At 69.9% G+C, this 12779-nt stretch carries 8 protein-coding genes; 4 read left to right on the top strand and 4 right to left on the bottom strand.

Going from position 1 to position 12779, the window contains the following annotated elements; translation table 11 throughout:
• The first annotated feature begins 2 nt into the window (after positions 1-2).
• Complete coding sequence (hemL, locus tag J9611_RS03555) at positions 3-1334, top strand: glutamate-1-semialdehyde 2,1-aminomutase (protein ID WP_211877771.1); 1332 nt, start codon at positions 3-5, stop codon at positions 1332-1334.
• A gap of 92 nt (positions 1335-1426) precedes the next feature.
• Here the strand turns inward: hemL and J9611_RS03550 are convergent, their stop codons facing one another.
• The 4 genes from J9611_RS03550 to J9611_RS03535 form a co-directional block, all read right to left on the bottom strand.
• Positions 1427-2272, bottom strand: a complete 846-nt coding sequence (locus J9611_RS03550; protein WP_211877770.1) for a MetQ/NlpA family ABC transporter substrate-binding protein — start codon at positions 2270-2272, stop codon at positions 1427-1429.
• A 143-nt stretch (positions 2273-2415) separates the two neighbouring features.
• Complete coding sequence (locus J9611_RS03545; RefSeq protein WP_211877769.1) at positions 2416-3087, bottom strand: methionine ABC transporter permease; 672 nt, start codon at positions 3085-3087, stop codon at positions 2416-2418.
• Positions 3084-4190: a methionine ABC transporter ATP-binding protein gene (locus J9611_RS03540; protein ID WP_211877767.1), complete on the bottom strand. Its 1107-nt coding sequence runs from the start codon at positions 4188-4190 to the stop codon at positions 3084-3086. The genes J9611_RS03545 and J9611_RS03540 overlap by 4 nt, the downstream gene beginning before the upstream one ends.
• A 318-nt stretch (positions 4191-4508) precedes the next feature.
• Positions 4509-5219, bottom strand: a complete 711-nt coding sequence (locus J9611_RS03535; RefSeq protein ID WP_211877766.1) for a 3'-5' exonuclease — start codon at positions 5217-5219, stop codon at positions 4509-4511.
• Between the two features lie 131 nt (positions 5220-5350).
• Here J9611_RS03535 and J9611_RS03530 point away from each other — a divergent pair, with 131 nt between their 5' ends.
• From J9611_RS03530 to J9611_RS03520, 3 genes are all read left to right on the top strand, one after another.
• On the top strand, positions 5351-5770 hold the full coding sequence (locus J9611_RS03530; protein ID WP_211877765.1) for an MGMT family protein: 420 nt from the start codon (positions 5351-5353) through the stop codon (positions 5768-5770).
• A gap of 89 nt (positions 5771-5859) precedes the next feature.
• A complete protein-coding gene (locus J9611_RS03525; protein WP_211877855.1) occupies positions 5860-9249 on the top strand; it encodes an ATP-dependent helicase in 3390 nt (1129 codons plus the stop codon).
• The gene (locus J9611_RS03520) at positions 9246-12773 is read left to right on the top strand and encodes an ATP-dependent helicase (RefSeq protein WP_211877762.1); all 3528 of its coding nucleotides are present in this window, start codon (positions 9246-9248) and stop codon (positions 12771-12773) included. Before J9611_RS03525 ends, J9611_RS03520 begins: the two co-directional genes overlap by 4 nt.
• Positions 12774-12779 lie beyond the last annotated feature (6 nt).

Below are 12779 nucleotides of genomic sequence, written 5' to 3'. Positions count from 1 at the left end.
CCATGACTTCCAGCCACCCTCGCAACGAGGAACTCTTCGACCGCGCCCGCCAGCTGATGCCCGGCGGCGTCAACTCGCCCGTCCGCGCCTTCGGCTCCGTGGGCGGGACACCGCGCTTCATGGTCTCCGCCCGGGGCCCGTACCTGACGGACGCCGACGGCGCGGAGTACGTCGACCTGGTCTGCTCCTGGGGCCCGGCCCTGCTGGGACATGCCCACCCGGCGGTCCTCGCGGCGGTGCACGCCGCCGTCGACCGCGGGCTGTCCTTCGGCGCCTCGACACCGGATGAGGCCAACCTCGCCGCGATCGTCAAGGAACGGGTCCCCGCTGCCGAGCGCGTCCGGATGGTGTCCACCGGCACCGAGGCGACCATGACGGCGGTCCGGCTGGCCCGCGGCTTCACCGGCCGCGACCTCATCATCAAGTTCGCCGGCTGCTACCACGGCCACCTCGACGGGCTTCTCGCCGCCGCCGGCTCCGGCGTCGCCACGCTGGCGCTGCCGGGCTCCGCGGGCGTCACCGCCGCCACGGCCGCCGAGACCCTCGTGCTGCCCTACAACGACCTCGGCGCCGTCGAGGCCGCGTTCGCCAAGCACGGGCCCAACATCGCGGCCGTCATCACCGAGGCCGCCCCCGCCAACATGGGCGTGGTCACCCCCGGGGACGGCTTCAACGCCGGGCTCTCCCGGATCACCCGCGAACACGGCGCCCTGCTGATCCTCGACGAGGTCCTCACCGGCTTCCGGACCGGCTACGCCGGCTACTGGGGCCTTACCGGCGGGGCGGCCGGCGCCGCCGAGCCCTGGACCCCGGACCTGCTGACCTTCGGCAAGGTCATCGGCGGCGGGATGCCGACGGCGGCCCTCGGCGGACGCGCGGACGTCATGGACTACCTCGCCCCGCTGGGCCCGGTCTACCAGGCCGGCACGCTGTCCGGGAACCCGGTGGCGATGGCCGCCGGCGTCGCGACCCTCACCCACGCCACCCCCGAGGTCTACTCGTTCGTGGACGCCCGCTCGCTGGAGCTGTCCACGGCGCTGTCCTCCGCGCTCGATGCGGCCGGCGTGGACCACTCGATCCAGCGCGCGGGGAACCTGTTCTCCGTGGCGTTCGGCACATCCGCGCACGGTGTCCGCAACTACGACGACGCGCAGGGCCAGGAAGTCTTCCGCTACGCGCCGTTCTTCCACTCGATGCTGGACTCCGGGGTCTACCTGCCGCCGTCGGTCTTCGAGGCCTGGTTCCTGTCCGCCGCGCACGACGACGCCGCGATGAACCGGATCTTCGACGCCCTGCCGGCCGCAGCCAAGGCCGCCGCCGCCGCGAAGGCCTGACCCGGGCGACGTGCCCCGCCGTCGTGCTTAAATGACTTTGGCACCCGCCGCGGCGGGTGCCAAAGGTCTTTAACGCTTCAGGGGAGCCGGGCTCAGAACGCCGGAGTCACATCACCGTTGGGCCATTCCTTCTGGATGAAGGCCTTGACCTCGGGGGAGTGGAGCAGTTCGTCGAGCTTCTTGATCCGTACGTCATCCTTGGAGTCCTCGCGCCAGGCCAGGAAGTTGGCGTAGGGGTTGTTGTTCACGGATTCCACGGCGAGGGCCTTGGAGGTGCTCAGGCCGGCCTTGAGAATGAAGTTGCCGTTGATCAGGGCCAGGTCCACCGACGGGTCCTTGAGGTCGTTGATCAGCAGCTCGGGCTGGTTTTCCGAGAACTTCAGTTTTTTCGGGTTTTGTGCGTCGCTCAGCGTCAGCACGGTGGAATCTTCCTTGATGTCCTTGACCAGGCCGGCGACCTGGAGCACCTTGAGGGCGCGGACTTGGTTGGACGGGTCATTGGTGATGGCGACCTTGGCGCCGTCCTGGATGTCCTTGATGTTCTGGACCTTCTCGGAGAACGCGGCGTACGGCTCGATGTGGACACCGGCGCCGTGGCCGAACTTGTATCCCTTGGTCTTGACCTGGTCCTCGAACCACGGGAGGTGCTGGTAGAAGTTGGCGTCGAGGGAACCGTCGCTCAGCGCGGTGTTCGGCGTCTGGTAATCCTCGATTTCCTTGATGTCCAGCTTGAGGCCAGCCTTGGGAGCGAGCTCCTGGTTGACGAACTCGAGGATTTTCGCGTGGGGCACCGGGCTGGCACCGACCTTAAGGGTGACCGGCTTGGCCGGGTCCAGGGTGTTGGTGGCCTGGGTGCTGGGGGTGGAGGACCCGCCGCAGGCCGTCAGCGCCAGGGCAGTGACGATGCCGGTGGCCAGAAGGGTGAGTGATTTACGCATCAGGTGCGTTCCTTTCGAAATAGCCGGGATCAACTCGGCGTGCTGCCGTGATCCGCGCAGATACAGTGGGCGGCTACCCGCTGCAGGGATGTTGGTCTGTGGAGGAAGGCGTGCCGTGTCGGACGGCCCGCCCGGCCCCGCGGTTAGCGGTGATCCAGGCTGCGGGAGATCCGTTCACCGACCAGCTGGATGACCTGGACCAGGACGACGATCAGCACGATGGTGACGATCATGACTGAGACGTCGAAGCGCTGGAAACCGTAGTTGTAGGCCAGCTTGCCGAGCCCGCCGCCCCCGACGAGGCCCGCCATGGCGGAGTAGCCGACGAGGGTGACCACCGTGGTGGTGGCCGCCGCGACGAGGGGAGGAAGGGATTCGCGCAGCAGCACCTTGCTGATGACCTGCATGTTGGTGGACCCCATGACCTGGGCCGCGTCGATCTTGCCGTGGTGCACATCGCGCAGGCAGGTCTCCACGAGCCGGGCGAAGAACGGAATGGTCCCGATGGACAGGGAAACCGACGCCGCCACCGGGCCCAGGCTGGTTCCGGTCAGCGCGCGGGCCAGCGGGATGAGCGCCACCATCAGGATGGCAAACGGGATGGACCGGGTGATGTTGACGACGATGTCGCTCAGGATCCGGTTGATGACCGGCATCGGGCGCAGCCCGCCGGGGGCGGAGACATGAAGGAACACGCCCAGCGGCAGGCCGACCAGCACGGTGAAGAAGGCAGAGATACCGACCATCTGCAGCGTCTCGATGATCGCTTCGGGCAGGGCTTTCACGAGGACGGGGTTGCTGAAGAAATCGTTCATTCGTGCCTTCCTTGTTCCTTGGTCGGATGAAGTCCCTGGTTCGGGACAACGGGGTCCGGGAGGTCAGGGTCGGGGAGCGTGTCGGGGAATTCCGGGGCCGCGCCGGCGACGGGCGCCACCCGGCGGGCGCTGATGCCGCGGTCGGTCAGGTAGCCCAGGACGCCGTCGACGTCCGAGTTTTCGGCCAGTTGTACGCGGAGATGGCCGAACTGCTGGCCGCCGAGCGTCTCGACGCTCCCGGCCAGGACATTAATGTCCATGTCGAAGTGCCGGGCGACGCCGGTCAATACGGGCTCCTTGGCGCTGTCACCGGAGAAGACGATCTCCAGTACGGGGCCGCGTTGCAGGGGCCCGGGCAGGGGAAACGACGGCGGAAGCGGCAGCAGGGCCCGGGCCAGCTGGCTGTCCAGCTCTCCGGCTACGTCCTCGAGGGCCCCGTGTTCGATGATGCGGCCCCGCGACAGGAGGGACACCGAGTTGCAGACGCGCTTCACGACGTTCATCTCGTGCGTGATGATCAGCACTGTCAGCTGCAGACGGCTGGTCAGTTCCTGGATCAGGTCGAGGATCTCGTTGGTGGTTGCCGGGTCCAGGGCGGAGGTGGGCTCGTCGCAGAGCAGCACCTCCGGTTCCGAGGCCAGGGCCCGGGCAATGCCGACGCGCTGGCGCTGGCCGCCGGAGAGCTGGGAGGGGTAGGCGTTCTCAAACCCCTCCAGCCCGACGAGCTTCAGGAGTTCGGCGACCCGCGTCCGGGTCTTGTCCTTCGGGGTCTTGACCAGCTCGAGGGGATGGGCAACATTTCCCGCCGCCGTCCGGGAGTCCATCAGGTTGGCGTGCTGGAAGACCATGCCGATGCGCCGCCGGGCCGCACGGATCTCCGAATCGCGGACAGAACTCAGTTCGGTCCCATCGATGCTGACGGATCCGGAGGTCGGACGGTCCAGGAGGGTCAGGCAGCGCACCAGGGTCGATTTTCCGGCACCGGAATGGCCAATGATGCCGTGGATGGAGCCCTTCGGCACGGAAAGTGTGACGCCGTCGAGGGCCACCACTTCTTTCTTGCCCTGCTGGTAGACCTTGCGAAGGTCGGTAACTGTGATCATTTATCCCTTGAGGGTGGTTCGGGCGCGAAATAACACACGCCCGCTTCAGGGTTTAATTATGTCAGCGGGGGCAGGGGGCCTCCACCTTTGCATTTAGTTCACCAGAAAGGGTGTATTGCTGTGGGTAATTCACCATATGTGCCCTGGCTGCGGGTGGCGGCGGGGTAGGCGTCGCCTCCACTGAATCCACCACCTTCACTCCCTCAGGGTATGCACTGCGGACAGGGACGTGATCTGCGTCGCACCGGCGGTGCGCCGGCCAGGAACAGGCCTGGCCCGGTTCCGGGCGGCCAGGTCCCGCCGGGTGGGAAGCGTCCGTCAGAACTCGCCGCGGCTGGCGTCCTCGGGCGGCAGCACCGGCCAGTCACCCTCGATCACGGCGGCAGGCTTGGTCTTGCGCAGGTAGTTCTGGAAGTCCGCGGCCTGGGACGAGGCCCACTCGATCTGGAGCTGGTGGAGATGGGCGGCCGGCATGCTGAGCTTGGGAAACTTCCCGGCCATGGCATCGAGCATGCGCAGGGTCGCCAGCGCATCGGCGGCCGAGGTGTGCGCGTTGTCCAGGCTGACGCCGTACTCCTCGCACAGGGCTGTGAGCGTGCGCTTGCCCTTGCGGTAGCGGTCCACCTGCTTGTTCATGATGTACGGGTCCAGCACCGGAAAGCGGCTCAGCTGGGGGACGCCGTAGCGCGCCGATTCGGCGGCCAGGACGGTGAAGTCGTAGCTGGCGTTGAAGGCGATGACCGGCACGTGGGCATCGAAAAGCTCCTGGAGGACCGCCGAAAGTTCCCGCGTCACTTCAGCGGCCGGACGGCCCTCGCGGCGCGCCTGCTCGGTGGTGATCCCGTGGATATCGCTGGCCTCCGTGGGGATCTCCACGCCAGGATCCGCGAGCCACTCATGCTCCTTAATGATCCCGCCGGCGGAGTCCACCACGGTGACCGACGCGGTGACGATCCTCGCGGCACGGGAATTACGGCCGGTGGTCTCGAGGTCAAAGGCTGCGCGGGGGAGGGAGTTCCAGGTGCTCATGCCTCCACGCTACCTGCTGCCTCCGACAGTTCTTGATTCCGCACCCTGAACGCAACGCGGGGTCACTTACAGCCCATCCTGCCCGGCGGAATGGGCCGTAAGTGACCCCGCGTTGCGGCTAGTCTGGATCGATGCGGGCGGAGTATGTGGAGGCGGTGCTGGAGCTGGTGGCCTTGATCCCCGCGGGCACCGTGCTGGCCTACGGTGACGTCGCGGAACTCCTGGGTGGCGGCGGCGGCCCCCGGCAGGTCGGGTCCGTGATGAGCCACCACGGCAGCGCCGTCCCGTGGTGGCGGGTCCTGAAATCAAACGGGGAGGCACCGCCGGGACATGAGCATGCCGCCCTGGCCCGGTACCTCCAGGAGGGCACCCCGCTGCACGGCAGCTACCTGGACTATCTCCGTACCGGCGAGGGACGCTGGCGGGTGGACCTGGCCGCGGCCCGGTGGGCGCCATCCGAGGACGACTTCGACCGGATCGACGCCATCGCCGAGCGCCTGGAACGGGCGTTGCATAAATTGTCGGCCCCCGATGATGAAATGACTGTGTGACTACCCCCGGCCCGGCCCCTGTTCTTGAGCTGCCTGCTAATGAGCTGCCTGCTGGTGATCCGCCAGCTACTGATCTGCCGGCATACCCGCTGACCGCCTCCGGGGGCTCCCGTACCCGGGCCTCCGGCGCGGAGCTCCGGCTGCTCCCGCCGCGGAAGCCGCATACCGCCGTCCCGGTGCTCTCCGCAGACCAGCTCGCCGCCGTCGACGTCCCGCACGGCGCGGGCCCCGTCCTGGTGCCCGGGGCGCCGGGGACCGGAAAATCCACCGTCCTCGTGGAGGCCGCAGTCCGCCGGGCACAACGGGACGGCCTGGACCCCGAACGGATGCTGATCCTGGCTCCCGGGCGGCTCGCCGCGGATTCCCTCCGGGACCGCTTCACCGCACGGCTGGACCGGAGCCTGAGTACGACGCCGGCGCGCACCTGGGCGTCGTACGCGTTCGATCTGATCCGGCGGGCCAAGGCGGAAGGCATCCTGCCGCTGCCGCGCCCGCCCAAACTCCTCTCCGGGCCCGAGCAGGACCTGATCATCAAGGAACTGCTCGAAGGTCACGCGCTGCCCGGCCTTGGGCTTGAGTGGCCGGAGGACCTCGGGGCAGCCCTGCAGACCCGCGGTTTCCGGCAGGAGGTACGCCAGCTCTTTGACCGGATCATCGAATCCGGCCGGACCGCGGAGGACCTCGTCGTCCTGGCCCGCCGGTGCCGCCGGCCCGACTGGGTGCCCGCCGCCGCCCTGTATTCCGAATACCGCGACGTCCTGGACCTGCGCATGCCCGAGGCCTTCGACCCGGCCGGCATCATCACGGCCGCGCGCCAGATCTTCCAGGACGCCCCGGACTTCCTGGCCGCCGAGCGGAGCAGGCTGCAGCTGATCCTGGTGGATGACATCCAGGAGGCCAATCCGGCGGTGTTCGAGCTGCTCGCGGACATCGCGGCGGGCAAGGACGCCATCATCACGTCCTCGCCGGACACCGTGGTCCAGGGCTTCCGCGGGGCCCGTCCGGACCTCGTGGCCGAGCTGCCCCGGCTGCTGGCCCCCGCCGGCGACACGGTGCTGGAGCGTCCGCTGTGGTTCGCCCACCGCCACACTCCCGCCGTGGCCGGGGCGTGGCTCTCGGTCGCCGGGCGCATTTCCCGCCGCGCCGGCGGGCAGTCCGCGCGCCGGCTCGAGCAGTGCGGGGCCGAGGGGGCTGATGGTCCTGCCGGGCGCCCCGCGGGCGGCCCCGCCGGCGGACCCGTCGAAGCCCCGGGCCGCGGAACCGATGCCGCGGGGAGTGCCGGCAGCGTCGAGGCGCATCTGCTGCCGTCCCCGGTCCACGAACTGCGCTATGTCGCGCAGCGGATCCTCGAAGCCCAGCTCAACGACGGCCGCGAACTCGGTGACATCGCCGTGATCGTGCGCAACGGCGGCCAGCTCAGCCAGCTTCAGCGGTACCTCGCCGGCCAGGGGATCCCGGTCCGGATTCCTGTCGCCGAATCCGCCGTCCGGGACGAGGTTGCCGTCAGGCCCCTGCTGGACGCCTACGCGGTGGTCCTGGACCCGTCCGTCCTTACCCCCGAGTCGGCCGTCGCCCTGCTCACCTCACGGATCGGCGGCGCCACCTCGATCGAGCTCCGGCGGCTGCGCCAGTCGCTGCGCCGGGAGGAGCTCCTGGGCGGCGGCGGCCGCACCAGCGACGCACTCCTGGTGGAGGCCCTGCTGGAACCGGGGGCCCTGGCCACGCTCGGCATCGAGGGGCACTCCGCCCGGCGGATCGCGCGGATGATCCAGGCCGGCCGGGAAGCCGCCCTGGCACCCGGCGGCAACGCCGAAACCGTGCTGTGGGCGCTCTGGAATTCCACCGGTCTCGCCGCCCGCTGGACCGAAGCTGCCCTGGCCGCCGGTTCGGCCGGGGCCCGCGCGGACCGCGACCTCGACGCCATGATGGCGTTGTTCCACACCGCGGAACGCTTCGTGGACCAGCTGCCGGGTTCCGGGCCGGAACAGTTCCTCGAGTACCTGCTCAACCAGGAACTCCCGATGGACACCCTCGCCGCGCGGGCCCAGCTCGAGGACGCCGTGGAGCTCATGACACCCGCCAGCGCCGCCGGACGGGAATGGCCGGTGGTGATCGTGCCGGGGCTGCAGGAAGGCGTGTGGCCCAACACCAGGCTCCGCGGCGAGCTGCTCGGCAGCACCCTGTTTGCCGACGCCGTCGAACACGGCGTGGAGTACGCCCTGCAGCTGGATCCGCTCAGCCGGCTGCGGGAAATCCGCTATGACGAGCTGCGGAGCTTCTCCACCGCCGTCTCCCGGGCCCGGGAGGTCCTGATCTGCACGGCCGTCTCCTCGGAGGATGAACAGCCGTCCTCGTTCCTGGACTATGTGGCACCGCTGCGCCCGGACCAGGAACGGCGCGGCTTCACCCCCGTGGAGCGGCCGCTGACCCTGCGCGCCCTCGTGGCCGAACTGCGGCAGTACGCCCAGCTGGACGCCACGGCCGCCGAATCACAGGAAGCGACCATGGTGCTCGGCGCCCTGGCCGCTGCCGAGCCCCCGGTTCCGGGGGCGCATCCGGCCAGCTGGTGGGGCCTGGCGCCGCTGTCCTCGGAGGATCCGGTGGTCCCGCCGGGAGGCACCGTCTACGTCTCACCCTCGAAGGTCGAGACTGTGCAGAAATCACCCCTTGACTGGTTCGTCCAGGCCGCGGGCGGCGAGGCGGCGACCGATTTCGCCCGCAGCCTGGGAACCCTGGTCCACGCCATCGCCCAGGACCTCCCGGACGCCTCGGGCGGCGAATACCTCGCGGAACTCGCCCGCCGCTGGCCGGCGCTCGGGATGAAGGACAACTGGGAAGGGAAGCTGGACTTCCAGCGGGCCGAATCCATGGTCCGGAAGCTCGCCCAGTACGTGTTGGTCATGCGCAGCGAAGGCCGCAGCCTGCTCGGCGTCGAACAGGACTTCGAGGTGAAACTGCAGGACATCACCCCCGACGCCGAGGCGGACGCCGACGCGGCCGGGGCGGACGCGGACGCGCCCGCGGACGAGCCCTGGCCCGCCCGGTCCGCCGTGCTACGCGGGCAGGTGGACCGGCTGGAGATCGACGCCGAGGGCCGGCTGGTCATCGTGGACCTCAAGACGGGCAAGCGGCAGCCCGGAAAAGCCGAACTCGAACGCCACCCGCAACTGGGCGCCTACCAGGCGGCCGTGCTGGCCGGAGGTTTTGCCGGGCCCGACGACGGCCCGGCGCCGCGGCCGGGCGGAGCCGTCCTGGCCCAGCTCGGCACCACCACCAAGAGCCCGGGAGTGCAGGCGCAGGCCGCGCTGGACCCGGACCAGAACTGGGCGCTGGAGATGGTGAACGGTGCCGCCCGGGTGATGTCCGGGAGCACCTTCGAAGCCCGCCATGATCCTTCCAAAGGCGGTCACGGCGGGCACGGCTGCCGGCTGCCCGAGGTCTGTCCGCTGTGCGCACGAGGAAAGCAGGTTACCGAATGACCCCCACCGCAGAGCCGGCAGCTCTTCCTGCACCGCGGTTCAGCCCGGAAGAACTGTCCGCCATGCTGGGGGAGAAGAACAGCCCCACGGCCGAACAGTCCCTGATCATTTCCTCACCCCTGACGCCACGGCTCGTCATTGCCGGTGCCGGCTCGGGAAAGACCGCCACCATGGCGGACCGGGTGGTGTGGCTCGTGGCCAACGGCTGGGTCCGGCCCGAAGAAGTGCTCGGCGTGACCTTCACGCGCAAGGCGGCAGGGGAACTCGCCAGCCGGATCCGCGCCAAGCTGGCCGCACTGCAGCGCATCGCCGCCGCCGACGCGCAAAACCAAGAACAACAGAAGGTGTTCCCCGCCGGCCTGCTCGGCGCCGACGCGCCCGAGCCGAAGGTTTCCACGTACCACTCCTACGCGAGCGGGATCGTGTCCGACTACGGCCTGCGGCTCGGCGTGGAACGGGACGTGGTGCTGCTCGGCGGCGCGCAGTCGTTCCAGCTCGCCAGCGAGGTCGTGGAGGCCTACGACGGCGACTACGAGCACTTCCGGTCCGCGAAGTCCACCCTCGTCAAGGCGGTGATCCAGCTCGCCGGTGAATGTTCGGAGCACCTCCGCGACCCTGCCGAGGTACGCGGCTGGCTGCTGGAGCGGATCGCCGGGTTCGAGGCTCTGCCGTACGTTGCTGCCGCCAAGAAGAATCCCAGCCAGGCTGCGGGGGAGCTCAGCGGGATGCTCCGCACCCGGGCGAGCGTCGCGGACATGGTGGGGCGCTACTCCCAGGCGAAACGTGCCAGGGGAGCGCTGGACTTCGGCGACCTCGTGGCCCTGGCGGCGCGGGTAGCCAACGAGATCCCGGTCGCGGCGGAAATGGAGCGCCAGCGCTACAAGGTGGTGCTGCTGGACGAGTTCCAGGACACCTCGCACGCCCAGCTCGTCCTCTTCTCCCGGCTCTTCGGCGACGGCCACGCCGTGACCGCGGTGGGGGACCCGAACCAGTCCATCTACGGCTTCCGCGGCGCGTCCGCGGGGCAGCTCTTCCACTTCGTCCGCGAATTCCCCGTCCGCGCTGCCGCAGGGGAAGACTCAGGGGAATCCGGTGCCGCGCAATTTGCCGTGGCGCCGACGTCGTACCTGACCACGGCCTGGCGCAACGGCCGCAACATCCTCTCCGCCGCCAACGTCATCTCGGCCCCGCTCAGCAAGGCCGCGGCCCATGCCGGTCCCGCCGGCGCCCGGGACATCGCCCAGACCGTCGAGGTCCCTCCGCTGCAGCCGAGCCCGGCCGCGGTGCAGGGCAGGGTCGTGATGGGGCGGTTCGGCACGGATGAGGACGAGGCCGCGGCGATCGCCGGTGATGTCCTGAAGTTCCAGGTGACCGACTTCGACGCAACGCCGTCGGCGGATTCCATCCCGCCGGCCATGGCCGTGCTGTGCCGGCGCAGGGCCCAGATGGAATGCATCCGGCGTGAGTTCGAGTTGCGCGGCATTCCCTACGAGATCGTCGGCCTCGGCGGCCTGCTGGATACCCCCGAAATCATCGATCTGGTCGCCACGCTCCGGGTCCTGTCCGATCCCGGGCGCTCCGACTCCCTGATGCGGCTGCTGGCCGGGGCGCGGTGGCGGATCGGCCCCGCGGACCTGATGGCGTTCCGCGACTGGTCCAGCTTCCTCGCCCGGCGCCGGGGACGTCCCGGCAGTTCCGACGCCGACGATACTGACGCGGATACCGCCGGCGGCGCCGACGACGCCGTGATTGAGGGGGACCTCACGGACGCCGCCAGCCTCGTCGAAGCGCTGGACTGGCTGCCCCGCGAAGGCTGGATCTCCTCGCACGGGCGCGGGCTGAGCCAGGAGGCCCTGGACCGGCTCCAGCGGCTGTCGGCGGAGCTCAGGCAGCTCCGCAGCTACATGGGCGATGACCTGACCACCCTGCTCGGCGAGGTGGAGCGCGCCATGCTCCTGGACATCGAAGTGGCCGCGCGGCCGGGGACCAGCATCCACCAGGCACGGCGGAACCTCGACGCATTCCAGGACGCTGCCGCCGGATTCCTGCATACCTCCCAGCGGGTTGATGTGCTCGCCTTCCTCGCCTGGCTTGAGGCCGCGGCCGCCGAGGAGAACGGCCTCGACGCCGCCGCGCAGGACGTGAACCATGAGGCCGTCCAGCTCCTGACCGTGCACGCCTCCAAGGGCCTGGAATGGGACGTCGTGTTCGTTCCCGGACTCAATTCCGGGGCCTTCCCGGGCAGCCGCGATTCACGCTGGAGCAGCGGCAGCGCAGCCCTGCCCTGGCCCCTGCGCGGGGACCGGGCGGACCTTCCGCAATGGGACCTTGAGCAGCCGGACCAGAAAGGCTGGCTCGACGCCGAAAAGGAGTTCAAGTCCGCCGTCCAGACGCATGGGGAAGCGGAGGAACGGCGTCTGGCCTATGTGGCCTACACCCGGGCCAAACACGTTCTCTGGACATCCAGCGCGGCGTGGGTGGGCTCCCGGGCAGGCATGGCAGGGATGTCGCCGTTCCTGGCGGAACTGCAGGTCCTCGCCGCCGAAGGCGCCGCCGAGATCCACCCCCTGTCCGTCAATGAGGAATCGCTGCCGGAGGAGAGCCCGTTGACCTCCGAACTCGAAGTCGCCCAGTGGCCCTACGACCCGCTGGAAGGGCCCCGTGATCCCCGCACGGGTGCACGCCTGCGGCTCCTGCCCGGCCGCCGCGCGGCCATGGAATCCGCAGCGGCCCGGGTGCTCCGGCACCTCGGGTCCGAAGGGCCGGAGACTCTGCCGGGCGCCTTGGATGACCCCGCGGACGACGCCGGGCACCGGAGGCACCTGCGCGCCCCCGCCACCGGCTGGGCGCGGGAGGCCGCGACGCTGCTGGAGCGCCGCACCCGGCGGACCGCCCTGCACGATGTCCACCTTCCGGGGCACATTTCCGCCTCCACGCTGGTCGACCTTGAGGACGACGCGCGGTCGGTGGTCGCCCGGCTGCGGCGCCCCGTTCCGCGCGAACCCGGGATGTCGGCCCGGAAGGGCACAGCCTTCCACGCCTGGGTCGAGGAGTATTTCGGCGCCGCCGGGATGCTGGACCTGGACGAGGCGGCCGGCTCGGACGACCACATCGATGCGGCGTACGGGCTGGACTCCATGGTGGAGACCTTCCGCCGGTCCGAGTGGGCCGACCGTGCCCCCGCGCACGTGGAGGTCCCGGTGGAGACCCGGATCGGTGAGGTGGTGGTCCGCGGCCGGATCGACGCCGTCTTCCGGGACGCCGACGGCGGCTGGGACCTCGTGGACTGGAAGACCGGCCGCCGCCCTTCCGCCGGCCAGTTGAAGGTCAAGGCCGTCCAGCTGGCCGTGTACCGGCTGGCCTGGGCCAGGCTCAAGGGGGTCCCGCTGGAGGACGTCCGGGCCGCGTTCTACTACGTCGCTGACGATCAGGTGGTCCGCCCGCACGACCTCGGAACGGCCGGGACGCTCGAGGAGATCGTGGCCGCGGCCCTGGGACAGACGGTGCCAACGGCTGGCGCTTAGGGGGGC

This window comes from Pseudarthrobacter albicanus, from assembly GCF_018224015.1.
In the GTDB taxonomy this organism is placed as follows: Bacteria; Actinomycetota; Actinomycetes; order Actinomycetales; family Micrococcaceae; genus Arthrobacter; species Arthrobacter albicanus.
The sequence above is the reverse complement of the archived record's forward strand: the minus strand, read 5'-3'. Positions and strand labels throughout refer to the sequence as shown.

What these genes read in the sequence shown, in the direction of transcription:
- hemL (WP_211877771.1), top strand. Translation starts at nt 3, where the DNA reads ATGACTTCCAGCCACCCTCGCAACGAGGAACTCTTCGACCGCGCCCGC.
- J9611_RS03550 (WP_211877770.1), bottom strand. Translation starts at nt 2,272, where the DNA reads ATGCGTAAATCACTCACCCTTCTGGCCACCGGCATCGTCACTGCCCTG.
- J9611_RS03545 (WP_211877769.1), bottom strand. Translation starts at nt 3,087, where the DNA reads ATGAACGATTTCTTCAGCAACCCCGTCCTCGTGAAAGCCCTGCCCGAA.
- J9611_RS03540 (WP_211877767.1), bottom strand. Translation starts at nt 4,190, where the DNA reads ATGATCACAGTTACCGACCTTCGCAAGGTCTACCAGCAGGGCAAGAAA.
- J9611_RS03535 (WP_211877766.1), bottom strand. Translation starts at nt 5,219, where the DNA reads ATGAGCACCTGGAACTCCCTCCCCCGCGCAGCCTTTGACCTCGAGACC.
- J9611_RS03530 (WP_211877765.1), top strand. Translation starts at nt 5,351, where the DNA reads ATGCGGGCGGAGTATGTGGAGGCGGTGCTGGAGCTGGTGGCCTTGATC.
- J9611_RS03520 (WP_211877762.1), top strand. Translation starts at nt 9,246, where the DNA reads ATGACCCCCACCGCAGAGCCGGCAGCTCTTCCTGCACCGCGGTTCAGC.